26 protein-coding genes are annotated in these 25791 nt (G+C 71.0%); 19 read left to right on the top strand and 7 right to left on the bottom strand.

Annotation, left to right across the window (positions count from 1 at the left end):
* Positions 1 to 61: 61 nt before the first annotated feature.
* Complete coding sequence (locus AB0O76_RS16730) at positions 62 to 1534, bottom strand: PLP-dependent aminotransferase family protein (RefSeq protein ID WP_365490943.1); 1473 nt, start codon at positions 1532 to 1534, stop codon at positions 62 to 64.
* Positions 1535 to 1641: 107 nt separating this feature from the next.
* On the opposite strand from AB0O76_RS16730, the gene AB0O76_RS16735 reads away from it, so the two are divergent.
* Entirely contained in the window at positions 1642 to 2220 is a 579-nt protein-coding gene (locus AB0O76_RS16735; protein ID WP_365490946.1) for a universal stress protein, read from the top strand.
* A 350-nt stretch (positions 2221 to 2570) separates the two neighbouring features.
* On the opposite strand, the gene AB0O76_RS16740 is transcribed toward AB0O76_RS16735, so the two are convergent.
* Together AB0O76_RS16740 and AB0O76_RS16745 are read right to left on the bottom strand one after the other, a co-directional pair.
* Positions 2571 to 3212 (bottom strand): response regulator transcription factor, encoded by a 642-nt coding sequence (locus AB0O76_RS16740; RefSeq protein WP_365491563.1) that lies wholly within the window; start codon positions 3210 to 3212, stop codon positions 2571 to 2573.
* Positions 3213 to 3217: 5 nt separating this feature from the next.
* Positions 3218 to 4414 (bottom strand): sensor histidine kinase, encoded by a 1197-nt coding sequence (locus AB0O76_RS16745; protein WP_365490949.1) that lies wholly within the window; start codon positions 4412 to 4414, stop codon positions 3218 to 3220.
* 203 nt (positions 4415 to 4617) lie between these two features.
* Between AB0O76_RS16745 and AB0O76_RS16750 the strand changes: the two genes are divergently transcribed.
* Together AB0O76_RS16750 and AB0O76_RS16755 are read left to right on the top strand one after the other, a co-directional pair.
* Positions 4618 to 5697, top strand: coding sequence for an FtsX-like permease family protein (locus tag AB0O76_RS16750; RefSeq protein WP_365490952.1), 1080 nt, complete (start codon positions 4618 to 4620; stop codon positions 5695 to 5697).
* A 5-nt stretch (positions 5698 to 5702) separates the two neighbouring features.
* Entirely contained in the window at positions 5703 to 6398 is a 696-nt protein-coding gene (locus tag AB0O76_RS16755) for an ABC transporter ATP-binding protein (protein WP_365491566.1), read from the top strand.
* A 98-nt stretch (positions 6399 to 6496) separates the two neighbouring features.
* Here the strand turns inward: AB0O76_RS16755 and AB0O76_RS16760 are convergent, their stop codons facing one another.
* Positions 6497 to 7312, bottom strand: a complete 816-nt coding sequence (locus AB0O76_RS16760; RefSeq protein ID WP_266871878.1) for an IclR family transcriptional regulator — start codon at positions 7310 to 7312, stop codon at positions 6497 to 6499.
* A 381-nt stretch (positions 7313 to 7693) separates the two neighbouring features.
* Between AB0O76_RS16760 and allB the strand changes: the two genes are divergently transcribed.
* Entirely contained in the window at positions 7694 to 9037 is a 1344-nt protein-coding gene (gene allB / locus AB0O76_RS16765) for an allantoinase AllB (RefSeq protein ID WP_365490956.1), read from the top strand.
* 5 nt (positions 9038 to 9042) lie between these two features.
* Entirely contained in the window at positions 9043 to 10161 is a 1119-nt protein-coding gene (alc, locus tag AB0O76_RS16770; RefSeq protein ID WP_365490959.1) for an allantoicase, read from the top strand.
* 98 nt (positions 10162 to 10259) lie between these two features.
* Here the strand turns inward: alc and AB0O76_RS16775 are convergent, their stop codons facing one another.
* Positions 10260 to 11000, bottom strand: coding sequence for an SDR family oxidoreductase (locus tag AB0O76_RS16775; RefSeq protein ID WP_365490962.1), 741 nt, complete (start codon positions 10998 to 11000; stop codon positions 10260 to 10262).
* Between the two features lie 225 nt (positions 11001 to 11225).
* Here AB0O76_RS16775 and AB0O76_RS16780 point away from each other — a divergent pair, with 225 nt between their 5' ends.
* The 4 genes from AB0O76_RS16780 (at position 11226) to AB0O76_RS16795 (ending at position 13850) form a co-directional block, all read left to right on the top strand.
* Positions 11226 to 11834: a dihydrofolate reductase family protein gene (locus tag AB0O76_RS16780; protein ID WP_365490965.1), complete on the top strand. Its 609-nt coding sequence runs from the start codon at positions 11226 to 11228 to the stop codon at positions 11832 to 11834.
* Between the two features lie 126 nt (positions 11835 to 11960).
* Positions 11961 to 12866 (top strand): DMT family transporter, encoded by a 906-nt coding sequence (locus AB0O76_RS16785; protein WP_365490968.1) that lies wholly within the window; start codon positions 11961 to 11963, stop codon positions 12864 to 12866.
* A 34-nt stretch (positions 12867 to 12900) separates the two neighbouring features.
* A complete protein-coding gene (locus AB0O76_RS16790) occupies positions 12901 to 13338 on the top strand; it encodes a hypothetical protein (protein ID WP_365490971.1) in 438 nt (145 codons plus the stop codon).
* Positions 13339 to 13427: 89 nt separating this feature from the next.
* Positions 13428 to 13850, top strand: coding sequence for a ribonuclease (locus AB0O76_RS16795; protein WP_365490974.1), 423 nt, complete (start codon positions 13428 to 13430; stop codon positions 13848 to 13850).
* Positions 13851 to 13881: 31 nt separating this feature from the next.
* On the opposite strand, the gene AB0O76_RS16800 is transcribed toward AB0O76_RS16795, so the two are convergent.
* Complete coding sequence (locus AB0O76_RS16800) at positions 13882 to 14088, bottom strand: hypothetical protein (protein ID WP_365490977.1); 207 nt, start codon at positions 14086 to 14088, stop codon at positions 13882 to 13884.
* Between the two features lie 158 nt (positions 14089 to 14246).
* Between AB0O76_RS16800 and AB0O76_RS16805 the strand changes: the two genes are divergently transcribed.
* Entirely contained in the window at positions 14247 to 15485 is a 1239-nt protein-coding gene (locus tag AB0O76_RS16805) for a histidine kinase (RefSeq protein ID WP_365490980.1), read from the top strand.
* A 242-nt stretch (positions 15486 to 15727) separates the two neighbouring features.
* A complete protein-coding gene (locus AB0O76_RS16810; RefSeq protein WP_365490983.1) occupies positions 15728 to 16399 on the top strand; it encodes a response regulator transcription factor in 672 nt (223 codons plus the stop codon).
* Between the two features lie 69 nt (positions 16400 to 16468).
* Here AB0O76_RS16810 and AB0O76_RS16815 read toward each other — a convergent pair whose 3' ends face one another.
* Positions 16469 to 17509: a Gfo/Idh/MocA family oxidoreductase gene (locus AB0O76_RS16815; RefSeq protein WP_365490986.1), complete on the bottom strand. Its 1041-nt coding sequence runs from the start codon at positions 17507 to 17509 to the stop codon at positions 16469 to 16471.
* A gap of 127 nt (positions 17510 to 17636) precedes the next feature.
* Here AB0O76_RS16815 and AB0O76_RS16820 point away from each other — a divergent pair, with 127 nt between their 5' ends.
* From AB0O76_RS16820 to AB0O76_RS16855, 8 genes are all read left to right on the top strand, one after another.
* On the top strand, positions 17637 to 18386 hold the full coding sequence (locus AB0O76_RS16820; RefSeq protein ID WP_365491569.1) for a GntR family transcriptional regulator: 750 nt from the start codon (positions 17637 to 17639) through the stop codon (positions 18384 to 18386).
* A gap of 119 nt (positions 18387 to 18505) precedes the next feature.
* Positions 18506 to 19507, top strand: a complete 1002-nt coding sequence (locus tag AB0O76_RS16825; RefSeq protein ID WP_365490989.1) for a sugar ABC transporter substrate-binding protein — start codon at positions 18506 to 18508, stop codon at positions 19505 to 19507.
* A 95-nt stretch (positions 19508 to 19602) separates the two neighbouring features.
* Positions 19603 to 20616, top strand: coding sequence for a sugar ABC transporter substrate-binding protein (locus AB0O76_RS16830; RefSeq protein ID WP_365490992.1), 1014 nt, complete (start codon positions 19603 to 19605; stop codon positions 20614 to 20616).
* Positions 20613 to 21674, top strand: a complete 1062-nt coding sequence (locus AB0O76_RS16835; RefSeq protein ID WP_365490995.1) for an ABC transporter permease — start codon at positions 20613 to 20615, stop codon at positions 21672 to 21674. The genes AB0O76_RS16830 and AB0O76_RS16835 overlap by 4 nt, the downstream gene beginning before the upstream one ends.
* A complete protein-coding gene (locus AB0O76_RS16840) occupies positions 21671 to 22486 on the top strand; it encodes an ATP-binding cassette domain-containing protein (protein ID WP_365490998.1) in 816 nt (271 codons plus the stop codon). The genes AB0O76_RS16835 and AB0O76_RS16840 overlap by 4 nt, the downstream gene beginning before the upstream one ends.
* Positions 22487 to 22679: 193 nt before the next feature.
* A complete protein-coding gene (locus AB0O76_RS16845; RefSeq protein ID WP_365491001.1) occupies positions 22680 to 23837 on the top strand; it encodes an ROK family glucokinase in 1158 nt (385 codons plus the stop codon).
* Positions 23838 to 23841: 4 nt separating this feature from the next.
* Positions 23842 to 24435: a sugar kinase gene (locus AB0O76_RS16850; protein WP_365491004.1), complete on the top strand. Its 594-nt coding sequence runs from the start codon at positions 23842 to 23844 to the stop codon at positions 24433 to 24435.
* Positions 24436 to 24497: 62 nt separating this feature from the next.
* Positions 24498 to 25778, top strand: a complete 1281-nt coding sequence (locus AB0O76_RS16855; RefSeq protein WP_365491008.1) for a sulfite oxidase — start codon at positions 24498 to 24500, stop codon at positions 25776 to 25778.
* Positions 25779 to 25791: the final 13 nt, after the last annotated feature.

The following is a 25791-nucleotide window of genomic DNA, read 5'->3' on the forward strand; positions in this document are numbered from 1 at the left end:
CGGGCATGACGTAGGAACGCCTGCCCTGCCCGCCCCCTCCGTTGTGAGGGAAACGAGGAGGTCAGGCCACCCAGTGGCGGGGCGTTCCCGCCCCGGAGGGGGCGACAAGATCGCCCCCGCCCAGCGCAGCGGCCAGCCTCCGCACCGCCTCCTCACCCAGCGCCGCAGGCAACGCGTACGGAATCCGCAGCCGGTGCTCATGCGTGCCGGGGTCTGCGCCGAACCGCGCGCCGCCCTCGATCCGCACCCCGTGGTCCAGCGCCGCCTCGGCGAGTGCCGAGGAGATCGGACGCCCCAGGTCCACCCACAGCGAAAGCCCACCGGGCGGCAACTGCCAGCGCCACTCGGGGAGATGACGGGAGAGCGCCCCGGCAAGCGCGTCCCGCTGCGCCCGCAGCCGCGGCAGCCGCTCCCGCAGCACATCGTCCATCCCGCGGATCAACTCCAGCGCGATCAGCTGCTCGATCACCGGCGTCGACATGTCGGACGGCACCCGCGCCATCGCCAGTTCTGTGATCAGCCGTGACCCTGCCCGCACCCAGCCGATCCGCAGTCCGCCCCAGTGCGTCTTGCTCAACGAGCCGACGGTGACGATCTGTTCACCCACACCGTGCGGCGCGAGCGAGGCGAAGGGTGCGGGCGGTGGAACGTCCAGCGCGATGTCGGCGATCGTCTCGTCGATCAGGAGCCAGCTGCCGGTGGCGCGGGCGGTCTCCAGGATGCGCAGCCGCTGCTCACGCGGCATCAGACTGCCGGTGGGATTCTGGAAATCGGGCACCAAGTACGCGATACGGGGCGCCGCCTGACGGAGCGTCGACTCCACGAGGCCGGTGTCCCAGCCGGTGTCGGTGACCGGTACGGGCGTGGCGCGAAGCCCCGCGCGGCGGATCGCGTCCAGGGCGTTGGGGTACGAGGGGTTCTCGACCAGGACACGGTCGCCCGGCCTGCCGAGCAGGGTGAGGGTGAGGGACAGCGCGTGCTGGGCGCCGGTGGTGATCAGGATCTGGTCGGGGATGGTCGGAAGACCGCGCCGCGTGAACCGCTCGGCCACGGCTTCCCTCAACTCCGGGAGGCCGTAAGGGTGGTAGCCCGGGGTCGACGCGTGTCGGGGCAGTGCGGCACTGGCCGCGACGAGCGCCTCGCCGAGCTCCGCCTCGGGCGCGCCGGGCGCCGCCACCGCCAGGTCGAGCATGCCGTCCCCCACGGGGAACGCGGCCACGCCCGCGGGACGCCGCCCGTCGGGCAGCTCCGTCCAGGTACCCGCGCCGCGCCTGCTGCGGGCGAAGCCGCCCTCGCGCAGCAGGTCGTACGCCGCGGTGACGGTGGCCCGGCTGACGCCCAGGGCCGTGGCGAGCTCGCGCTCGGCGGGCAGGCGGGTGCGCAGGGGGATGCGGCCGTCCAGGAGGAGGGTGCGGACGCCGTGGGCGAGCGCACGGTAGCCGGGGCGTTCCCCGGCTGTTCCGGTCACCAGCGCGGCCAGCCGCCCGCTGCCCAGGCGCCGGTCCACATCGTGGATCCCTCGTACGTCTGCCATGCCACCTCCCGCTGATTGGCCCTGCTGGCCAGGCCAATCAGCGTACAGAATCGGAACCGATACGCCGCATTGGCCTGGTGCGGTGGCTGAACGGGGAGGTGTGCGGCATGGGAGCGCGGGTTGTGGTCGGGGTGAGTGGATCGCTGGCGAGCCTCGCGGCGCTGCGAGCGGCGGCAGGGGAGGCGCGGCGCTCGGGGCGGGTGCTGGTTGCGGTGATCGCCTGGGAGCCGCCGGAGGGGGAGGGGCTGTATCTACGGCGCCCGGACCGGGCGTGGGCCCGCCACTGGCAGGACGCAGCGCGGGCGAGCCTCGACCGGGCCTTCGAGGAGGCGTTCGGCGGGTCGCCGCAAGGGGTCACGGTCGAGCGCTGGGTGGTACGGGACCGCCCGGGCCGCGCGCTGTGCGGCCTGGTGCAGCGCGGCGACGATCTGCTCGTCCTCGGCACGAGACGCCGCTGGAGCAGAACCGGTCGGCACGTACACGCGCACGCGGGCTGCCCGGTGATGACGGTGCCGGGACCCTCGGCTCCGAGACACGCACGACGAGCCCTCCGCAAGGCCCGAGCAGAAGACTTCGCCGCGATCCCGCCCCTGCCCACCGCCCTCATGACGGGATCGCGCCGTAGGGCGCGGATCTTCCGCCCGGTGGATCCGCGACGGGCCGGCCTTGATCGGCGGCCGGGGTAGGCAAGTTCGGGTGCTGGGCGGCGGTCGGGGCCGAGCTGCCCGCTCCGGAGCGGCTGAGGGTCGCTGGACGCCCGGTTCCGGAGCCGCGACGTCGGCGGCGGCTGTGACCGGCGAGGCGCGGTCGCGCCTGATCGGTGGGCGTGATCGCGCCCTGCGCCGGGTCGCATCCGCCTGCCCCGGCGGGAGGTGCCTGCCCTGCCGGGACGTGCCGGCCGCCCTGGAACCGGGGCCGGTGAGGGAGTTCCGGTTCGGCCATGGCTGCCGGATCGCGGATGTCCGGCGATCTTGGTCGGCGGCCGGGCTGCGGTCGGCGTGGCGCCGCTGGACGAGTCTCCGCCGAGGCCGGCGGGTTACGGGTGTCCCGCCCCCCTGATCAGGCCCCGCCCCGTCGCCACCGCCACCGCCGCCGTGCGGGAGTCGACGTTCAACTTGGCGTAGATGTGCACCAGATGAGACTTCACCGTCGCCTGGCTGAGGAACAGTTGCTTGCTGATCTGTTGGTTGGAGAGGCCGTCCCTCACCAGGCGCAGTACCTCGAGTTCGCGCAGGCTCAAGGCCTCCGCGGGGGCCCGCATGCGGTCCATCAGGCGGTGCGCGATGGCGGGGGCGAGTGCCGACTGGCCCGCCGCTGCCGTGCGGACCGCGGCGGCGAGCTCCTCCGGTGGCGCGTCCTTCAGGAGGTAGCCCGCGGCGCCCGCCTCGACCGCCGCGAGGATGTCCGCGTCCGTGTCGTACGTGGTGAGGACCAGGACGCGTGGCCCGCCGGGCACCGCGGTGATCGCCGCGGTGGCCTGCGAGCCGTGCATGCCGGCGCCGAACTGGAGGTCCATCAGGACGACGTCGCACTCACCGGTGGCGGCCAGGGAGACCGCGGCCTCGGCCGTCGGTGCCTCCGCCACGACGGCGAAGTCCGGCTCCGTGTCCAGGACCGCGCGCAGCCCGGCACGGACCACGGGGTGGTCGTCGGCGAGCAGCAGCCTGATGACCGGCACAGGGGTCACAGCGAGGCCTCCCTCGCCGGGAGGGGGAGTGTGACCGCGACCGCCGTGCCCTGGCCCGGCGCCGATTCCACGCTCAGCGTTCCACCGAGCGACCGCGCCCGTGACCGCATCGCGGGCAGGCCGAAGCCGCCGTCCCCGCGCGGCGCGGACGGCGCGGACGACGGGTCGAAGCCCCGCCCGTCGTCGACCACGTCCAGGGACACCGACGTGTCCATGAAGCTGAGGGTGATCTCGGCGCGGTCCGCCTCCGCATGCCGGACCGTATTCGCGAGGGCGGACTGGGCGGTGCGCAGGAGGGTCACCTCGTACGGGGTGGGGAGTTCGGTGGGTGTGCCACTGACGGTGAACTGGACCTTGGTGCCGTGCGATGACGCCGAGAGACGTTCCAGTGCTCCGGCGAGCGAGCCGTGCTCCAGGTCCGGCGGGCTCAGCGCGCGCACGAAACGGCGTGCCTCCGCGAGGTTGTCCTGCGCGGCCGTGCGGGCCTGCTCGATGCGCGGGGCGGCGGGGGAGCCCGCGGGCAGCGCGCGTTGCGCGGCGCGCAGCAGGAGCTGGATGGAGGACAGGCCCTGGGCGAGGGTGTCGTGGATTTCGCGGGCCAGACGCTCACGCTCGGCGAGGGTGCCCGCGGTGCGCTCGGCGGCGGCGAGTTCGGCCCGCGTCGCCATCAACTCGTCGATCAGCTCGCGGCGGCGCTCGCTCTCCCGGTACAGCGCCTGGTACCCGAGGACGGTGGCGACCGCGACGGCGGCGCCGAGCAGCGGCCCGATGAAGATGCCCGGCGAGAGGGGCGATGCGGGCGAGCTGTGCAGCAGATAGCCGGCGATGGCGGCCGCGGCGGTCAGTGCGACGGCGGGCAGCGCCCAGCGGACCGGCAGCAGATGGAGCTGCAGGAAGTAGAGCGGGAACGCGACCCACAGCCCGTCCGGGGACAGGGCGAGCAGCACCACCCAGCAGACCCCGAGCGTCGCGAGCCACACCGCGGCCGCACGCCGCGAGCGCGCCACGGCCGGGCTGAGCGTGCCCGCCGCGTACACGGCTCCCATGGCGAGGACGGCCCCCACGACGGCACCGCCGCGCGGCGCGCCGTCGGCGAAGGACCGCACCGCGGGCAGCGCGAGCAGTCCGGCGAACAGCGCGTGCAGACAGAGCCGCAGGACGAGCGCGACGGGCGTGCGCTGAACGGCGTTCATGGTCACCTCCCGCGGAGCGCGGTGGTCGGGAGGCCGAGGGCCTGCGGTGGGGGGGCTGGGCTGGGCAGAGCCCTGCCCAGCGTAGGCGGACGCCCGTCCTTTCCCGTCAACCGAAAGTTTGAAAGCGGGCTCCCTCCTTCGATTCGGGTGAAGCATGCTGTGGCGCGATGCCCGGGGCGGCCCCGCAGCCGCAGGGTTGAGGCATGTTCGTCGCATGGAGAGACCTGCGGTTCGCCAAGGGGCGGTTCGCCCTGATGGGAGCCGTCGTCGTGCTCATCACTCTGCTCGTGGGGCTGCTGTCCGGGCTCACCGCGGGGCTGGCCAAGGAGAACACCTCCGCGATCACCGGCCTCCCCGCCGACCGGCTCGCCTTCGCACCGCCACCGGGCGGCCAGTCGGTCTCCTTCACCCAGTCACAGGTGGAGCAGCGCGCCTGGGAGACCTGGGCGGACCGGCCCGGCGTACGGTCCGCGGAGCCGGTCGGCATCAGCACGCTCAACGCCACCGCCGGTGACCGCTCGGCCGCCGTGTCCGCGTTCGGCGTCGAGCCGGACTCGGGGATCGCCCCGGACGGCCTGGCACCCGGGCAGGTCGTGCTCTCCCACAAGGCCGCGGCCGACCTCGGTGTCGGCCCCGGCGACGACGTACGCATCGGCGGGCTGAAGGAGCGCGTCGCGCGGGTCGCGTCGGACGCCTCGTACAGCCATACGCCCGTCGTGTGGACCCCGCTCGACGACTGGCAGGCGCTCGGCCACCGGGGTACGTCCCTGGAGAACCAGGCCACGGTCATCGCGCTGCGCACGGACGACGGTGCCGACATCGCCGCCGGGGACAAGGCGGCGGGCACCGAGAGCAGGACCCTGGACGGTGCGCTCACCGCTATCGGCTCCTACCGGGCGGAGAACGGCTCGCTGCAGCTGATGCGCGGCTTCCTCTTCGTCATCTCCGCGCTGGTGATAGGGGCGTTCTTCACCGTGTGGACCATCCAGCGCTCCGGCGACATCGCGGTCCTGAAGGCGCTCGGCGCGTCCACGCCCAGTCTGCTGCGGGACGCGCTCGGACAGGCGGTCCTGATGCTCGCCGTCGGGACCGGGCTCGGCACGGGGATCGCCGCGGCCGTCGGCTCCGTGATCAGCGGCGGTGACGTCCCCTTCGTACTCGATCCGCCGACCGTGCTGTGGCCCGCCGCCGTACTGATCGCCCTCGGGGCGCTCGGCGCGGGCCTGTCCGTCCGGCGGATCACCGCCGTCGATCCGCTGACCGCGCTGGGGAGTGCCCGATGAGTCCGATCAGTCTGACCCTCGAAGACATCACGCTGACGTATCCGGACGGGGAAGGGCGCCTCACCGCTCTCGACGGCGTCGGCATCGAGGTCCCAGCGGGAACGCTGACGGCGGTCGTCGGGCCTTCGGGCTCCGGGAAGTCCAGCCTGCTCGCGGTGGCGGCGACGCTGGTGACGCCCGACCGGGGCCGGGTCGTCGTGGACGGTACGGAGACGGGCGCGCTGTCCCGCGCCGAGCGGGCGGAGCTGCGGCGGCTCCGCATGGGCATCGTCTTCCAGCAGCCGAACCTGCTGGCGTCGCTGACCGCGCTTGAGCAGCTGCAGCTGATGACGCATCTGGGCGGGAACGGTCGCGGGCGCCGACGGACGGCGGAAGTACGGGAGCGGGCCCGGGAGTTGCTCTCGGCGGTGGGCCTGTCCGACCTCGCACACCGCAGGCCGCATCAGCTGTCCGGCGGCCAGCGGCAGCGGATCGGCATCGCGCGGGCACTGATGAACGCACCTGCGGTGCTGCTGGTCGATGAACCGACCAGTGCGTTGGACCACGAGCGGGGGGCGGCGGTGATGGATCTGCTGGGGAGGCTCACGCGGGAGCGGGGGACGGCGACGGTGCTGGTTACCCATGACCGGGCGCGGTTGGCTGTCGCCGACCGGGTGGTGGAAATGGTGGACGGGAGGCTGGGGGTGGGGACCCCCGCGTAGGTCCCCACCGCGGGGCTCCGCCCCGGACCCCGCTCCTCAAACGCCGGAGGGGCTAGTTTTCCCGCCCACCCACCCGATTGCCCGGAGTTGCCCGCCAGTTACGCCGCCGGGCCCGAGCTCGCCAAGGCGGCGGACAGTTCCACCGCCACTTCCTGGAGCACCGGCACGATCTTGTCCACGGCCGCCTCCGTCACGCGGCCCGCCGGGCCCGAGATCGAAATGGCCGCCGACGTGGGGGAGTTGGGCACCGACACCGCCAGGCAGCGCACCCCGATCTCCTGTTCGTTGTCGTCGACCGCGTACCCCGCCCTGCGCACCTCCTCGAGCGCGTCGAGGAAGCCGTCCGGCGTGGTGATCGTCTTCTCCGTGGCGGCGGGCATGCCGGTGCGGGCGAGCAGGGCCCGCACCTCCTCCGGAGGCGTGTGGGCGAGGAGGGCCTTGCCCACGCCGGTGGAGTGCGGGAGGACCCGGCGGCCCACCTCGGTGAACATCCGCATGGAGTGCTTGGACGGCACCTGCGCGACGTACACGATCTCGTCCCCGTCGAGCAGCGCCATGTTCGCGGTCTCGCCGGTCTCCTCGACCAGGCGGGCCAGGTAGGGGCGCGCCCAGGTGCCGAGGAGGCGCGAGGCCGATTCGCCGAGGCGGATCAGACGCGGGCCGAGCGAGTAGCGGCGGTTGGGCTGCTGACGTACGTACCCGCAGGCGACGAGCGTGCGCATCAGGCGGTGGATCGTGGGCAGCGGGAGGCCGCTGCTGGCGGAGAGCTCGCTGAGACCGACCTCGCCACCCGCGTCCGCCATCCGTTCGAGCAGGTCGAAGGCGCGCTCAAGGGACTGGACACCGCCGCTGGCAGCGGGCGGCTTGGAGGCAGCGACTTCGGTGGAGGCGTCGCTTGCGCTTGACGTCGGCACGGCGCGGTCCTTTCGGGGCTGACGGGCAAGGCAGCAGCCTACCGGGCGGTTCTTCGCGGAGTCCTGTGATCGCCAAGACGTCTTGGCCGGTCAGGGGGCCTTTGTCCGCTTCTCCGCAGGAACGGCCGGTGATCGCTCGGCGGTCCGGTTGTGCGTAGCTACGTTCTCTCTTTCGGAATTCTATTTCCACTTTGTGGAAACGTCCAGGGTGTTCCAGGTGACCTCTTGACGGGTCGGGGTCGGACGTGAAGACTGATTCAACAGAACGTTGAATTCCGTTTAGCGGAACCGAAAGGTCTGTGTAGCGGAAAAGAACGAACGGCGAAGACAGGCAAACGTCGACAAACGGCGACGGACCACAGTGAAGAGAGGGCGTTGAGGGTGGACGTTGAACTGGTGCTGCGCTCGACTCGCGTCATCACCCCGGAGGGAACCCGCGCCGCGTCGGTGGCGGTCTCCGGCGGGAAGATCACGGCCGTGCTCGCGCACGACGCCGAAGTGCCGGACGGCGCCCGGCTCGAGGACCTCGGGGACGACGTCCTGCTTCCCGGCCTCGTGGACACGCACGTCCACGTGAACGACCCGGGCCGCGCGGAGTGGGAGGGGTTCTGGACCGCGACGCGCGCCGCGGCCGCCGGCGGCATCACCACCCTCGTCGACATGCCGCTCAACTCCCTGCCGCCGACCACCACGGCCGCCAACCTGCGGACGAAGCAGGACGTCGCCCGCTCCAAGGCGCACATCGACGTCGGCTTCTGGGGCGGCGCCCTGCCCGACAACGTCCGGGACCTCAAGCCCCTGCACGACGCCGGTGTCTACGGCTTCAAGTGCTTCCTGTCGCCGTCGGGTGTGGACGAGTTCCCGCACCTCAACCAGGACCAGCTCGCCGCCTCCATGGCCGAGATCGCCGGATTCGGTGCTGATGGGGGCCTGCTCATCGTGCACGCCGAGGACCCGCACGAGCTGGACGCGGCCCCGCACAAGAGCGGCCCCAAGTACACGGACTACCTGGACACCCGGCCGCGCGTCTCCGAGGACGTCGCGATCGAGGGCCTCATCGCCCAGGCCAAGCGGCTCGGCGCCCGTATCCACGTACTGCACCTGTCGTCGTCCGACGCGCTGCCGCTGATCGCCGCCGCCAAGCGCGAGGGCGTCAAGCTCACCGTCGAGACCTGCCCGCACTACCTCACCCTCACCGCGGAGGAAGTCCCGGACGGGGCAAGCGAGTTCAAGTGCTGCCCGCCCATCCGCGAGGCCGCCAACCAGGACCTGCTCTGGGCCGCACTCGCCGACGGCACCATCGACTGCGTGGTGACGGACCATTCCCCGTCCACCGCGGACCTCAAGACCGACGACTTCGCGACCGCGTGGGGCGGCATCTCCGGGCTCCAGCTCAGCCTCCCCGCGATCTGGACCGAGGCCCGCAAGCGCGGCCACAGCCTCGAGGACGTGGTGCGCTGGATGTCGACGCGCACCTCCGAACTGGTCGGACTCGACCAGAAGGGCGCCATCGAGGCCGGCCGCGACGCCGACTTCGCGGTCCTCGCGCCCGACGAGACCTTCACCGTGGACCCGGCGGAGCTGCAGCACCGGAACCGAGTCACGGCGTACGCGGGCAAGACCCTCAGCGGCGTCGTGAAGTCCACCTGGCTGCGCGGCGAACGCATCCTGCACGGCGGCGAGTTCAGCGAACCCGCAGGCCGACTTCTGGAAAGGAACAACTGATCACCGTGACGGCGATACTCTCCTTCACCGGCGACGCGAGCCCCTACGGCGGCGGCGACCCGTACGCGGACTACCGCACCGCCGACTTCCCCTTCACGCAGTACGCGAACCTGGCGGACCGCCAGCTCGGCGCCGGTGTCATCGCCGCCAACGACGAGTTCTTCGCCATGCGCGAGAACCTGCTCCTCGCGAACGCCGCCGAGTTCGACCCGGAGCACTTCGGGCACAAGGGCAAGGTCATGGACGGCTGGGAGACCCGCCGTCGCCGTGGCGTGTCCGCCGAGCACCCGTGGCCGACCGCCGATGACCACGACTGGGCGCTTGTACGCCTCGGCGCGCCCGGTGTCGTACGCGGCATCGTCATCGACACCGCCCACTTCCGCGGCAACTACCCGCAGGCCGTCTCCGTCGAGGCCACCTCGGTCGCCGGTTCGCCGACGCCGGAGGAACTCCTGGGCGACGACGTGAAGTGGACGACCCTCGTGCCCCGCACGGCGGTCGGCGGCCACGCGGCGAACGGCTTCGCCGTCGACGTCGAGCAGCGCTTCACGCACCTGCGGGTCAACCAGCACCCCGACGGCGGCATCGCCCGCCTGCGCGTCTACGGCGAGGTCGTCGCCGACCCCAAGTGGCTCGCGGCGCTCGGCACGTTCGACGTCGTCGCCCTGGAGAACGGCGGCCAGGTCGAGGACGCGTCCGACCGCTTCTACTCCCCGGCCACCAACACCATCCAGCCGGGCCGCTCCCGCAAGATGGACGACGGCTGGGAGACGCGGCGCCGCCGCGACACCGGCAACGACTGGATCCGCTACCAGCTGGTCGCCCAGTCGGAGATCCGCGCCGTCGAGATCGACACGGCGTACCTGAAGGGCAACTCGGCCGGCTGGGCGTCCCTTTCGGTACGTGACGGCGGCGAGGACGGTGAGTGGGTCGAGGCCCTGCCCCGCACCCGCCTGCAGCCCGACACCAACCACCGCTTCGTCCTGGACACCCCGGCGGTGGGCACGCATGTCCGCGTCGACATCTTCCCGGACGGCGGCATTTCGCGGCTGCGGCTCTTCGGTTCTTTGACGGAGGCGGGCGGGGTCGCCCTGACCGCGCGCCACCAGGAGCTGGGCGGCTAGTCAGGCACCGTCTGTCACCGGCTTCGCCGAGTTCGTCCTCAATCGCCGGACGGGCTAAGTCTCTTTAGCCCTCCGGCGTTTGAGGAGCGGGGCCGCCCCTACGCCCCATACCCCCCGTCCGCCACCAGCTCCGCCCCCGTGATGAACCCCGCGTCCTCACCCGCCAGATAGGCGACGAGCGAAGCCACCTCGTCGGCCGAGCCGAAGCGGGCCAGCGCCGTGGCCGAGCGCTGCGGGTCGGCGAACGGGCCGTCCGCCGGGTTCATGTCGGTGTCGATCGCCCCGGGATGCACCACGTTCACCGTGATCCCGCGCCCCGCGAGCTCCCGCGCCAGCGGCTTGCTCATGCCCGCGAGCGCCGCCTTGCTCATCGCGTACAGCGTCCCGCCGGGCCCGCCCGCGAACCGGGCGAGCGCCGAGCCGGTCGAGATGATCCGGCCCCCGTCGGCAAGCCGCCCGGCCGCCGCCTGCGAGGCGAGGAACACCGCGCGTACGTTGATGTCAAGGACCCGGTCGACATCGGCGAGCGCCAAGTCGCCGATGGGGCCGAGCACTCCGATGCCCGCGTTGTTCACCAGGATGTCGAGCCGACCCAGATCATCCGCAGCGCGCTCCACCGCGCCCGCCGCGTCCCCGGGATCAGCCGCATCCGCCTTGATGGCGAACCCCCGCTGCCCCGCCGACTCGATCTTGGCGACGACATCGAGAGCGGCGGCCTCCCCATGGACGTACGTGATGGCCACATCGGCACCCTGCTGGGCGAGCCGCAGCGCGATCGCCGCGCCGATACCGCGGCTGCCGCCGGTGACCAGGGCCGTCTTACCGGTCAGTGAAGACATGTCGAAACCTCATCCACAGAGAGAGAAGCGCTTGATTGAGAGAGAAGTGCTTGCGGTTTCAATGGAAGCGGGCTGCGCGCGCCCTGGCTGGCGGGAAATGGACAGCGATTTCGCGGGGGTCCGCCGGGGTGCGATGACTTCCGGACAAGTGCAGGGTCTGAGTAGGTGAAGGAACCGCAGAGCCGACACGCACCGGCCGACACGCACCGGAAGAGAGGCTTCGCCATGAAGCTCACGCTCACCCAGTTCCAGACCCTCGACGGCGTCATCCAGGCGCCCGGCGGCCCGGAGGAGGACCGCGTCGGCGGCTTCGAGCACGGCGGCTGGTCGGTGCCCTTCGACGACGACGACTTCGGCCGGTTCATCACCGGCGTCTTCGACCAGGTCGACGCCTTCCTGCTCGGGCGGCGTACGTACGACATCTTCGCCTCGTACTGGCCGAAGATGACCGACCCGGCCGACCCGGTCGCCTCCCGGCTCAACAAGCTGCCCAAGTACGTGGCCACCACCACGCTCACCAGCAGCGACTGGGAGAACACCCACCTCATCGGGCGCGAGGACATCGCCAAGGACGTCGCCCTCCTCAAGGAGCAGCCGGGCCGCGAGCTCCAAATGCACGGCAGCGCGGGCCTCGCACAGTCCCTCCTTGCGCACGAACTGATCGACACGATCCACCTGCTGACGTACCCCGTGACCCTCGGCACCGGCAAGCGCCTCTTCGCCGACGGCGGCCTGCCCACCGCGTTCAGGACCATCGCGTCGAGCGTGACCTCGACGGGCGTCGTCATCAGCACGTACGAGCGCGCCGGGCGCCCTGAGTACGGGAGCTACTAGTCGTCCACCAGTTGTCCACCGGACGGGACGCCCCTTCCCGGCACCATCTCCTCCGGATACGGTGATCGACCCACGTGAGAGCCGCCGAAGTCTCCACACCGCCGCATCCGTTGGAGACCGAGCCCCGTGTCGACGCTCGCCGCCCCCGCCGCGCCCACCGCGCGCCGCGCCTGGCTCACCGATCTGCCCGTTCTGCTGGTGGCCGTGGTCTGGGGCGCCAGCTATCTCGCGGCGAAAGGCATCACGACCACGCACACCGTCGTCGCCGTCCTGGTGCTGCGCTTCGGCATCGTGCTCCCCGCGCTCGTCGCGGCCGGCTGGCGCGGCCTGCGTGCGCTGAGCGCGCCGCAGTGGCGCGGCGCGGGGACGCTCGGGCTGATCCTGAGCGGGATCTTCCTCCTGGAGACGTACGGAGTCGTCCACACCTCGGCGACCAACGCGGGCCTCATCATCAGCCTGACCATGATCTTCACCCCGCTCGCCGAGGCCGCGGTGACCCGGAAGCGGCCGCCGCGCGCCTTCCTCGCGGCGGCGGGACTCTCCGTACTCGGCGTGGTCCTGCTGACCCAGGGCGGCGGCTTCACGCGGCCCTCGCTGGGCGACGGCCTGATCCTGCTCGCGGCGCTCGCCCGCACGGTGCACGTCCTCGCGATGTCGCGCATCAAGGCCGTGCAGGATGCCGACTCGCTCTCCCTCACCACCGTCCAACTCGGCTCCGCCGTGGCCGTGTTCGCGGTCCTCGCCGGCGCGGGCACGGGGGAGAGCCCGTGGTCCGTCGCCGCGGACTTCGGCGTACGCGAGTGGGCGGGGCTGCTCTTCCTCTCCGTGTTCTGCACGCTCTTCGCCTTCTTCGTGCAGATGTGGGCGGTGCGCAGGACCTCTCCCTCGCGCGTGAGCCTGCTGCTCGGCACGGAGCCGCTGTGGGCGGCGGCGGTCGGGATCGCGGTGGGCGGCGAACGGCTCGGTGTGGTGGGTCTGGTGGGAGGTGTGCTGGTTCTGGTGGGGACCAGCTGGGGGCGTCGGGCGCGGTGATACGTTCCGTGGTCGATCAAGGAGGGGGAGGCTCATGAACGAGTACTTCGAGCAGCGGTTCGCGGCGGCCGCTGAGAAGCGCCGCAACTGGGGCGGCGTGCTGCTGTTCCTGGCGGGCGTCATCTGGGTCGTCATCGCGTACCAGCTGATGGTGCCGTTCAGCGACGGGGACGACGAGTACGCCGACAGCCGCAAGTGCCAGTCGATGCTCTTCTACGAGGGCGACGCCCCGACGTGGGCCGAGGCTACCTGGGACGACTGCCGTGACGAGCGCCGATGGCCCGAGATGCTCGGCTGGCTCGGACTCTCCGTGCCGCTCTCGGTCGGCGGCGCCGTGCTCTACACCAGCGGGACCACGAGCCTGCGGATGCGTGAGTACACGGCGGAACACCGCATCGCCGCCGCGAAGAAGGACGCCACCGCGAAGAAGGACACGCCAGCGAAGCAGGACGCACCCGCGAAGAAGGGCTGAGGAAGAACCGGCGGCAGACGGTTAACTCCCGGAAAATTCACTGCACTTGACGTTGACACGCCAACCTCTACGCGCGTCACACTGGACCCATGCGAATCCCCCCACGAATCGTCAGCGTCACAGCCCTCGCCGCCGCCCTGCTCGTAGGCGGCCCCGTCGCGGTCTCCGCGAACGCGGCGCAGGCCCCGGCTCCGGCCCCCGTGTCGGCGTCCTACTCCATCACCGCCGTCGGTGACATCTGCTACTCCGCCCTGCCCTCCCAGGCGCACGACACCCTCGACCTGATCGAGGCGGGCGGCCCCTACCCGTATCCGCAGGACGGCACGGTCTTCCAGAACAGGGAAGGCATCCTGCCCTCACAGAGCTCCGGCTACTACCACGAGTACACGGTCAAGACCCCCGGCTCACCGGACCGCGGCGCGCGCCGCATCGTGACCGGTGAGGAGAACCAGGAGGACTACTACACGGCGGACCACTACGAGTCCTTCGACCTGGTGGACTACGCCTGCTGACCGAGAAGAACCGACAGGTGCCGACAGCGGTCTAACGTCCCTTCCGGCTCCCCGCGGCCGCGAACAGCGCGAACGCAAGCACGATGAGCGTGACGCCCGCGTAGATCTCGTAGCCGTCGAGGAACCCGATCCGCCGCACGACACCCCATCCGTCGAACCGGCCGGTCAGCTCGTGCACCAGGGCGGCCACGCCCTGGATCAGGAGAAGGACGCCGAAGACCTCAAGTACCTGCTTCATACCGAAGAGCCTCGCCCCGTGGACTCCCCACGCACATCGGCCACGGGGCGAGGCTTCTTCCCGCCCGCTCCTCCGAAAGTCTCGACCCGTGCGACTTTCGTAGCCGATCACGTCCGATGGGCGTCCGGCGCCCGCCGCGGTGCGTAGATTTGTCGACCATGAGCGGCGATGAACCCACGCGGTACCCCTTGGCCAGAAATCCATGGGCGCTGCCGTCAGCCATCGCCGCGGAGCTCGACCCGGATCGTCGCGCGGGGCGCAGGCACAAGCGGACCGTGCGCGACTGGCTGGTCGACTTCGCCTGCTTCTTCGTGGCCGTCTTCATCGGCCTGCTGGGCGCGGAATCGGTCTCCGGAAACCCGGATCTCTCCGCGGGCGCCGAGGCGCTCGACCAGCTGGTCGGCGCGCTCGCCTGCGCCGCGGTCTGGCTGCGCAGACGCTGGCCGCTCGGCCTCGCCATCGCCATGGTGCCGGTCAGCCTGGTCTCCGAATCGGCAGGCGGCGCGGCCGCGGTGGCCCTGTTCACGCTGGCGGTGCACCGACCCTTCCGGTACGTCGCCTGGGTGGGCGGGATCTCGATCGCCATCGTGCCGTTCTTCTACTGGGTGCGGCCCGACCCCGATCTTCCGTACGTGGTCTCCGCCGTACTCGGCGTCCTGCTCAGCGCCTCCGTCATCGGCTGGGGCATGTTCGTGCGCTCCCGCAGGCAACTGCTGCTCAGCCTGCGCGACAGTGCCATCCGCGCCGAGAACGAGGCCGCGCTCCGCGCCGAACAGGCCCAGCGCCTCGCCCGCGAGGACATCGCCCGCGAGATGCACGACGTCCTGGCCCACCGCCTCACCCTGCTCAGCGTGCACGCGGGCGCCCTGGAGTTCCGCCCCGACGCACCCCGTGAGGAGATCGCCCGCGCCGCCGGAGTCATCCGGGAGAGCTCCCACGAGGCGCTGCAGGACCTGCGGCAGGTGATCGGCGTCCTGCGCGGCGGCGACGGCGAGGCGTCGGGCCGCCCGCAGCCGACCCTCGCCGCCCTGGACACGCTGGTCGCCGAGTCGCGCGAGGCGGGCATGAAGGTCGCGCTCGACCAGCGGGTCGGCGATGCCACGGAGGTGCCCGCCGCGATCGGCCGCACCGCATACCGCATTGCCCAGGAAGCCCTGACCAACGCCCGCAAGCACGCCCCCGGCGCCGAGGTGACCGTCGCCGTGTCGGGGCGGCCCGGCGACGGCCTTTCCGTCGTCGTACGCAACCCGCCGCCGCCCGGCGACGTGCCGCACGTGCCCGGCTCGGGACAGGGCCTGATCGGCCTCACCGAACGGGCATCGCTCGCGGGCGGACGGCTGCGGCACGGCACGTCGGCGGACGGCGGCTTCGAGGTCAGCGCCTGGCTGCCCTGGTGACGGAGGCGGTGTCTCCGCCCGGATACGATCAGCGGCCACATCGGGCGAGGCGGAGGACGCGGTGACGGGGGAGATGAGGACGCGGTGACGGGGAAGATACGGGCGACCGCGCCGCCGACATCCGCACGCTGCTGCCCCGCTAAGCGGCCGCGCGGAGTCGACCCGCGCCGGCCGCGGCCCCCTTCGGATCAAGCTGCCCGCGTGACGTCGGACTCCACTTTCTACCTGGTTACGGTGGTCGCATGAACCCCATCAAGCTGCTGCTCGTCGACGACGACCCGCTGGTCCGTGCGGGCCTGTCGTTCATGCTCGGCGGCGCGGACGACATCGAGATCGTGGGTGAGGCGGGCGACGGCACGGAGGTCGCGGGCCTCGTCGCCGAACGGCGTCCCGACGTCGTCCTGATGGACATCCGCATGCCCACGATGGACGGCCTCGCGGCGACGGAGGCTCTGCGCAAACGCCCTGACGCTCCCGAGGTGATCGTCCTGACCACCTTCCACGCGGACGAGCAGGTGCTGCGGGCCCTGCGGGCGGGCGCCGCGGGGTTCGTCCTGAAGGACACCGCGCCCGCCGAGATCGTCGCGGCGGTGCGGGCGGTGGCGTCGGGGGAGCCGGTCCTCTCGCCTTCGGTGACACAGCAGTTGATCACGCGGGTGACGGGCGATGACCCTCAACAGGGGCGCAGGGAGCGGGCGTTGGATCGGCTCGCGCTCCTTGGCGAGCGGGAGCGGGAGGTGGCGGTCGCGGTGGGGCGCGGGGCGTCCAACGCGGAGATCGCGGCGGAGCTGTTCCTCAGCGTGGCCACGGTGAAGGCGCATGTCTCACGGATCTTGACGAAGCTGGACCTCAACAACCGGGTGCAGGTTGCGCTGTTGGCGCATGATGCGGGGCTGTTGGATGGGGTGGATTAGTAGCCCCGCGGTCATGCGCACCGTCGATCACCGGCTTCGCCGAGTTCGTCCTCAAACTCCCCCAAGCTCCTAAAGAGCAAGGCGGGACCCCCTCGACGGGCTGGACGTACCCCCTGCGATCTCCCCCATCCGTACCACCCGCCCCTCCCGCCGGGACACCTCGCACGCCTCCGCGATCCGCAACGCGGCCAGCGCCTCACGGCCGTCGCACGGGTTCGCCCGCTGGCCCCGCACCACCTCGACGAACGCCGCCAGTTCCGCCTCGTACGCGGGAGCGAACCGCTCCAGGAACCCCGGCCAGGGCTTCTCGGGCGGCGGCGGGCCCGCCGGTTCCACGGACGACAGGGGGGTGCGGTCGTCGACGCCGACCGCGATCTGGTCGTCCTCGCCCGCGAGTTCCATGCGTACGTCGTAGCCCGCGCCGTTGCACCGCGTCGCGGTGGCCGTGGCGAGCGTGCCGTCGTCGAGGGTGAGGACCGCCGCGGCCGTGTCGACGTCGTCCGCCTCGCGGAACATCGCGGGCCCGGCGTCGGACCCGGTCGCGTACACCTGCGTCACCTCACGGCCCGTCACCCAGCGCAGCATGTCGAAGTCGTGGACCAGGCAGTCCCGGTAGAGCCCGCCGGACAGCGGCAGATACGCGGCCGGCGGCGGCGCCGGATCGGCGGTGATCGCGCGGACCGTGTGCAGCCGCCCGAGCCGCCCCGAGCGCACGGCATCGCGCGCAGCCAGGTACCCCGCGTCGAAGCGCCGCTGGAAGCCCAGTTGGAGCACCGTCCCCGCGGACTCGACCTCCCGCAGTGCGGAGAGGGTGCCCGGCAGGTCGAGGGCGATGGGCTTCTCGCAGAAGACGGGGAGCCCGGCCCCGGCCGCCCTGCCGATCAGCTCGGCGTGCGCGGAGGTCGCCGCGGTGATCACCACCGCGTCCACGCCCCCGGTGAAGAGCTCGTCCACCGACGCGGCCGCCGTCGCCCCGATGCGGGACGCGAGGTCGGCCGCGCGCCCGGTGTCCGCATCGGCGACGACCAGCGCCGCCACGTCCGGATGCCGCCGCAGAGCCGCGGAGTGAAATGTGCCGATACGGCCCGTTCCGATGAGTCCGATGCGCATGGACCCACCCTCGCCAGACCCGGGGGCCCTGTCAATCCTTTGTCCGGACAACAGAACTTCCGAACTTCCCGTCATCATTTCCTGGGGCTACGCTCGGCCCGTGCCCAAATCTGCCGCCAAACCAGCCGTGGACCCGACCGTCTCCCTGCAGCTCGGCGTCGACCGCAGCAGCCCGGTCCCGCTGTACTTCCAGCTGTCCCAGCAGCTGGAAGCGGCGATCGAGCGCGGCGCCCTCACCCCGGGCAGCCTGCTCGGCAACGAGATAGAACTCGCCGGACGCCTCGGTCTGTCCCGGCCGACCGTCCGCCAGGCCATCCAGTCGCTCGTCGACAAGGGACTGCTCGTACGGCGCAGGGGCGTGGGCACCCAGGTCGTGCACAGCCAGGTCAAGCGCCCGCTGGAGCTCAGCAGCCTCTACGACGACCTGGAAGCGGCCGGCCAGCGGCCCGAGACCCGCGTCCTGCTCAACACGGTCGAGCCGGCGTCCGCCGAGGTCGCGGCCGCCCTCGGCATCGCGGAGGGCGACGAGGTGCACCTGGTCGAGCGGCTCCGGCTCGCCCACGGTGAGCCCATGGCGTACCTGCGCAATCACATCCCGGCCGGGCTGCTCGCGCTCGACACCGACCGGCTTGAGGCCACCGGCCTGTACCGCCTGATGCGGGCCGCCGGCATCACCCTGCACAGCGCGCGCCAGTCCGTCGGCGCCCGCGCCGCCACCGCGGAGGAGGGCGAGCGGCTCGGCGAGCCCGCGGGTGCCCCGCTGCTCACCATGGAGCGCACGACCTTCGACGACACGGGCCGCGCGGTCGAGTTCGGCTCGCACATCTACCGGGCCTCGCGCTACTCCTTCGAGTTCCAGCTCCTCGTACGGCCGTAGATTCCAAGTCGCTCACGGTCGTAAGAATGTTCTGACAAATCCATTGACGGTGCCGCGCACCCACCGCTAGAACTCCCCCCAGCCGCACCGAGGCGGCCGGGAGAAGAGGTGGTCCCACCATGCGCACATCCCGCACGGCGACAGGTGTCGCGGCCTGCATCACGGTGATCGTCCTCGCGGCCGGATGCAGCAGCTCCGGCGGCAAGGACGACGAGGACAAGTCGGGCGACGGGGGAGGCGGCGGCAAGGGCGTGAACACGCCCCGCCTCAAGATCGCGATGGTGACGCACTCCGGCGAGGGCGACACCTTCTGGGACATCGTGCAGAGCGGCGCCAAGCAGGCGGCCCGCAAGGACAACGTCGAGTTCCTCTACTCCAACGACAAAGAGGCCAAGGGCCAGGCCGAGCTCGTCCAGTCGGCGATCGACAAGAAGGTCGACGGGATCGTCGTGACCCTGGCCAAGCCCGAGGCGATGAAGACGGTCCTGGGCAAGGCCGAAGCCGCCGGGATACCCGTCGTCACCATCAACTCCGGCGGCGAGTTCTCCGCCGACTTCGGCGCGCTCAGCCACATCGGCCAGGACGAGTCCGTGGCGGGCGAGGCCGTCGGTGACGAGCTGACCAAGGGCGGCAAGAAGAAGGTGCTCTGCGTCATCCACGAACAGGGCAACGTCTCGCTGGAGCAGCGCTGCGCGGGCGTGAAGAAAGCCTTCAAGGGCTCGGTCGAGAACCTCAACGTCGAGGGCACCGACGCGCCCAGCGCCCAGTCCTCCATCAGCGCCAAGCTGCAGGCGACCAAGGACATCGACGCAGTGGTCACTCTCGGCGCGCCCATCGCCGCCGTTTCGGTGAAGGCCAAGGAGGATGCCGCCAGCAAGGCCGAGGTTGACACCTTCGACCTGAACGCCGAGGTCGTCAAACGCCTCAAGGCCAAGGAGGTCGGATTCGCCGTCGACCAGCAGCCCTACCTCCAGGGCTATCTCGCCATCGACGAGCTGTGGCTCTACAAGACCAACGCGAACGTCATCGGCGGCGGCAAGCCCGTCCTCACCGGACCCGCCATCGTCACCGAGAAGGACGTGCCGAAGCTGGAGAAGTACACCGCCCGCGGTACCCGATGAGTACATGCGTGATCCGCGTGGTCGATACTTGGGCGGCTGGGGCCGGGGATCCGGACCGGCCTCACCGAGGAGCAGAGCTAGAAGGGCACGGCGTCGTGGCAAGGGTTCAGACAGGGGTACGTGCGGTGGGCGCCGTGCTGGTCGCGGTGCTCGGGGTATCCCTTGCGGGGTGCAGCAGCACCGGCGGCAAGCGCGCCGAGGACGCACGCAAGGCGGCAACGGCACAGGGCAAGGCCGCGGTGAACACGCCGAACTGGACGTTCGGGATGGTGACCCACTCCGGTGACGGCGACACGTTCTGGGACATCGTCCAGGAAGGCGCCAAGCAGGCCGCCGCCAAGGACAACATCAAGTTCCTGTACGCCCATGACGACGAGGCCCAGCAGCAAGCCCAGCTCGTGGACTCGTACATCGACAAGAAGGTCGACGGCATCATCGTCACCCTCGCCAAGCCCGACGCGATGAAGGGCGCCCTGGCCCGCGCCAAGAAGGCCGGGATCCCGGTGATCACCGTGAACTCCGGCTCCGCGGAGTCCAAGGAGTTCGGCGCGCTCACCCACATCGGCCAGGACGAGACGATCGCGGGCGAGGCAGTCGGCGACGAGCTCAACAAGCGCGGCAAGAAGAAGGCGCTCTGCATCCTGCACGAGCAGGGCAACGTCGGCCACGAGCAGCGCTGCGAAGGCGCAAAGAAGACCTTCGACGGCAAGATGCAGAACCTGTACGTGACCGGCACGGACATGCCCGACGTGGAGTCCTCCATCGAGGCCAGGCTCCAGTCGGACAAGGACATCGACTCGGTCGTCACGCTCGGCGCGCCCTTCGCGGACACCGCGGTGAAGGCCGCGGACAGCGCGGGCAGCAAGGCCGAGGTCGACACCTTCGACCTGAACGAGAAGGTCGCGGCGGGCCTGAAGTCCGGCACGCTCGGCTTCGCCGTCGACCAGCAGCCCTACCTCCAGGGCTACGAGGCCGTCGACCTGCTGTGGCTGTACAAGTTCAACGCCAATGTCCTCGGCGGCGGCAAGCCGGTCCTCACAGGACCGCAGATCGTCACCAAGGACCAGGCCGCCAAGCTGGAGGAATACGCGAAGCGAGGGACGCGATGACAGCGACCGCACCCGCACCGGCGCCGACGCCGGACACCAAGACCGACGAGCGCCTCCTGAAGGCGTCGCCGCTGAAGAAGCTGATGGGCCGCCCCGAGCTCGGCTCCGTCGTCGGCGCCCTCGCCGTCTTCCTCTTCTTCGCGGTCGCCGCGGACAGCTTCCTGCAGGCCACCAGCCTCGCCACGGTGCTCTACGCGGCATCGACGCTCGGCATCATGGCGGTGCCGGTGGCGCTCCTGATGATCGGCGGCGAGTTCGACCTGTCGGCGGGCGTCACGGTGACGACCTCCGCGCTGATCTCGTCGATGTTCAGCTACCAGATGACGGCGAACGTCTGGGTCGGCGTGCTCGTCTCGCTCGTCGTCACCCTCGCGATCGGCGTCTTCAACGGCGTGATGCTGACGCGCACCGACCCGCCGAGCTTCATCATCACGCTCGGTACGTTCCTGATGCTGACCGGCATGAACCTCGGCTTCACCAAGCTGATCAGCGGCACGGTCTCCACGAAGTCGATCGCCGACATGGAGGGCTTCACCTCCGCCAAGGACGTCTTCGCCTCGACGATCACCATCGGCGGCGTCGACTTCAAGATCACGATCCTGTGGTGGCTCGGCCTGATCGCGGTCGCCACCTGGGTCCTGCTCCGCACCCGCGTCGGCAACTGGATCTTCGCGGTCGGCGGCGGCGAGGAGGCGGCCCGCGCGGTCGGCGTCCCGGTCGCCGCGACCAAGATCGGCCTCTATATGGGCGTGGCCTTCGGCGCCTGGATCTCGGGCCAGCACCTGCTGTTCTCGTACGACGTCGTCCAGTCCGGCGGGGGCGTCGGCAACGAACTGATCTACATCATCGCGGCCGTCATCGGCGGCTGTCTGATCACCGGCGGCTACGGCTCCGCGGTCGGCGCGGCGGTCGGCGCGCTGATCTTCGGCATGGTCAGCAAGGGCATCGTGTTCGCCGAGTGGAACCCCGACTGGTTCAAGTTCTTCCTCGGAGTGATGCTGCTCCTGGCGACCCTGCTCAACCACTGGGTCCGCAAGCGCGCGGAGGCGACGAAGTGACCGAGACACCGACCGACTCCGTGCCGGAGACCCGGGCCCGCACGCCGCTCGTCGAACTCGACGACGTCTCCAAGTACTACGGCAACATCCGCGCCCTCGAAGGCGTCTCCCTGGAGGTCCACGCGGGCGAGATCTCCTGCGTCCTCGGCGACAACGGCGCGGGCAAATCAACCCTCATCAAGATCATCGCGGGCCTGCACCAGCACGACGCGGGCACCTTCCGCATCGAGGGCGAGGACGCGAAGCTCGGCTCCCCGCGCGAGGCCCTGGACCGGGGCATCGCCACGGTCTACCAGGACCTGGCCGTGGTCCCCCTCATGCCGGTCTGGCGCAACTTCTTCCTCGGCTCGGAGCCGACGAAGGGCGCGGGCCCCTTCCGCCGCATGGACGTCGACTTCATGCGCGAGACGACCCGCGCGGAGCTGCTCCGCATGGGCATCGACCTGCGCGACGTCGACCAGCCCATCGGCACCCTGTCGGGCGGCGAGCGCCAGTGCGTGGCGATCGCCCGCGCCGTCTACTTCGGCGCGAAGGTCCTGGTCCTCGACGAGCCGACGGCGGCGCTCGGCGTCAAGCAGTCGGGCGTCGTCCTGAAGTACGTGGCAGCGGCGCGGGACGCGGGCCTCGGCGTGGTCTTGATCACCCACAACCCGCACCACGCGTACCTGGTCGGCAACCGCTTCGTCCTCCTGAAGCGCGGCACGATGTTCGGCAGCTACGCCCGCGACGAGGTCACCCTGGACGAGTTGACCCGCCAGATGGCGGGCGGCAGCGAACTGGATGACCTCCGTCATGAGCTGGAAGGGCGCTGAGTAGCGCCCCGTCAGGGGCGCGGGGAACTGCGCGCTCAGCCCAAGAAAAGCCGCAGACGCGTCTGCTCGGTAGCTTGGCAGACGCGACTGCGGCTCTTTTGTGGTTGCTCGCGCAGTTCCCCGCGCCCCTGGAGGGGCGCACCCCCCGTGCCTGTTGTGCGCGCCCCCGCGAGAGTGAGGCAGAATCGCCGCAATGAGCACCTACCGCGACCTCGCGCACCGCGGCTCCGCACGAGCCACCGTCCTGCGGACCGTGGGCACGCGTGAGCGCCGATCGCATCTGACGGCGCCCCGCGTACCCACCGTCGGCATCGACATCGGCGGCACGAAGGTGATGGCGGGCGTCGTCGACGCCGACGGCAACATCCTGGAGACGCTCCGCACGGAGACCCCGGACAAGTCGAAGAGCCCCAAGGTCGTCGAGGACACCATCGTCGAGCTGGTCCTCGACCTCTCCGACCGGCACGACGTGCACGCGGTGGGCATCGGCGCGGCCGGTTGGGTGGACGCGGACCGCAACCGCGTCCTGTTCGCCCCGCACCTGTCCTGGCGCAACGAACCCCTCCGTGACCGCATCTCCGGCCGCCTCGCGGTCCCGGTGATGGTGGACAACGACGCGAACACCGCCGCCTGGGCGGAGTGGCGCTTCGGAGCGGGCCGCGGCGAGGACCACCTCGTCATGATCACGCTGGGCACCGGCATCGGCGGCGCGATCCTGGAGGACGGCGCCGTCAAGCGCGGCAAGTTCGGCGTGGCCGGCGAGTTCGGCCATATGCAGGTCGTCCCCGGCGGTCACCGCTGCCCGTGCGGCAACCGCGGCTGCTGGGAGCAGTACAGCTCCGGGAACGCGCTGGTCAGGGAGGCCCGCGAGCTCGCCGCTGCCGACTCCCCGGTGGCGTACGGCCTGATCGAACGGGTCAAGGGCGACGTCTCCGGCATCTCAGGCCCCCTGATCACCGAGCTGGCCCGCGAGGGCGACGCGATGTGCGTCGAGCTGCTCCAGGACATCGGCCAGTGGCTCGGCGTGGGCATCGCGAACCTCGCCGCGGCCCTCGACCCCTCCTGCTTCGTCATCGGCGGCGGTGTCAGCGCCGCCGACGACCTCCTCATCGGCCCGGCACGCGACGCCTTCCGCCGCCACCTCACAGGCCGTGGCTACCGCCCCGAGGCCCGCATCGCCCGCGCCCAGCTCGGCCCCGAGGCGGGCATGGTGGGCGCCGCCGACCTGGCCAGGCTTGTCGCCCGCCGCTTCCGCCGCGCCAACCGCCGCCGCGTGGAGCGCTACGAACGCTATGAGCGGTACGCCGAAGCACGCCGCTCCAACAACCGCACCTCTCAGGGAACCCAGTAAGCAGATGACCGTGCCCCGCCAGCCCTCGTCCCCGGATTCCCCGGATTCCCCGGACGAGGGCAAGCGTCCCCCTGAGGACCGCCGCCACATGATCCGCCGTCGTTGGCTGACGGCGACGATCATCGTCCTGCTCATCGGCGTACCCGCCGGCTATCTGGTGATCTCCGCCAACCAGAGCCGCAACAGCGGCCGCGACAAGGAGGCCAAGTACTCCGCGACGGGCCTCACGGCGGGCTGGCCCTCCAAGGTGCAGCGCCGCCTGTACGACGTGCCGATCCCGCCGTACTCCAGGGAAGTCGCGTACTACGAGACGAACAACTGGCGCACCAGCCGCTTGTACGCCCAGTTCCTGACGAGCAACAAGGGCCTGGACAAGTTCCTCGAGCAGATCGGCACGAGCACCGCCGACCTGGAGAAGAACGACATCACGATCAGCAAGCGCGACCGCAAGGTCGTCGGCTGGGAGTTCACCGACCCGGGCCCCTGGTACGGCCTCACCCACGAACAGAAGGACCCGATCCCGACCCTGGACGTGGTGGTGAACCGCGCCAACCCGGACCACCCGATGGTGTACGTGGTATCGACGACCACTCCGTAACTGACGACCACTCCGTAACTGGCGTGTTTCACTGGTGAGTTGCCCGATGGGTGGCTCGTACGATGACGCCCATGATCTCCAACAGGCTGTCCGAAGAGGCGTACGACGGACGGCGCAGGGCCCAGTGGCTCGAGGGGAAGGCCCGCGCGGCCGGGGTGGCGCGCAGGGACATGCTGCGGCTGCTCGCGGCGGCGGGCGGGGCGACGGCGCTGGCGTCGGCCGCCCCGCGGGCGGTGGCCGTCCCGCGCCGCCAGGACACCGCACCGGGGATCGTGAAACCACTCCCCGCGGACCGCTTCACGATCCGGGGCACGAACGCGGAGACAAGGTTCGAGTCACTGGCTGCGACCGGCCATCTCACCCCCGCTTCCCACTTCTTCGTACGCAACCACACGGCGACCCCGAGTCTCGACGCGAAGACGTGGAAGCTGAAGATCTGGGGCGACGGACTGCGCGGCGGGCCAAAGGAGTTCACGCTCACGGACCTCAAGCGCCTCCCACCCCTGTCGCGCACAGCCTTCGTCGAATGCGCGGGCAACGCCCGCAGCTTCTTCGCCACGCAACAGGGCACCCCCGTCTCCGGCACCCCCTGGACCCTCGGCGCGATCGGCAACGCCCGCTGGCGCGGCGTACGCCTCTCCGAAGTCCTGCGCCTGGCCGGCGTGTCACGCCACGCGGTGGACGTGATGCCGCGAGGTCTGGACGCCGACTACGTCACGGACGACGGCACCAACCTGGGCAGGGTCCGCCGCCCCCTGCCCCTCTCCAAGGCGATGGACGACGTGATCCTGGCCTACGAGATGAACGACGCCCCGCTCCCACCGGACCACGGCTACCCGGTCCGGCTCCTCGTCCCCTCCTGGGTGGGCATCGCCTCGATCAAATGGCTGGGCGACATGGAGGTCTCCACGACCCCCCTCTACTCACCCTGGAACACGGACTTCTACCGCCTGTTCGGCGATGCGTACCCGGACAAGGGCGGCGCCCCCTTGACCCGCCAAACCCTCAAATCCGCCTTCGAACTCCCTTGGAACGCAAGCCTCCCGGCGTCCACAACCCACCACCTCACGGGCCGCTCCTGGTCGGCGTCCGGCGCCATCACCCGCGTCGACATCAGCACGGACGAGGGCACGACCTGGCACCCCGCCCGCCTCAACGACAAGCCCCGTACGTCCAGTTGGACCCGCTGGACCACACGCTGGCACCCCACGACCCCCGGCCCGACTACCCTCCTGGCCCGCGCAACAGACACGACTGGGCGCACCCAGCCGGAGGCGACGGTGCACAACACGCAGGGGTTTTTGTTCGATGCGGTGGTGCGGCATGCGGTGCGGGTGGTGTGAGGCGGCCGGGCCG

Source organism: Streptomyces sp. NPDC086554 (assembly GCF_040686095.1).
Taxonomy (GTDB): Bacteria; Actinomycetota; Actinomycetes; order Streptomycetales; family Streptomycetaceae; genus Streptomyces.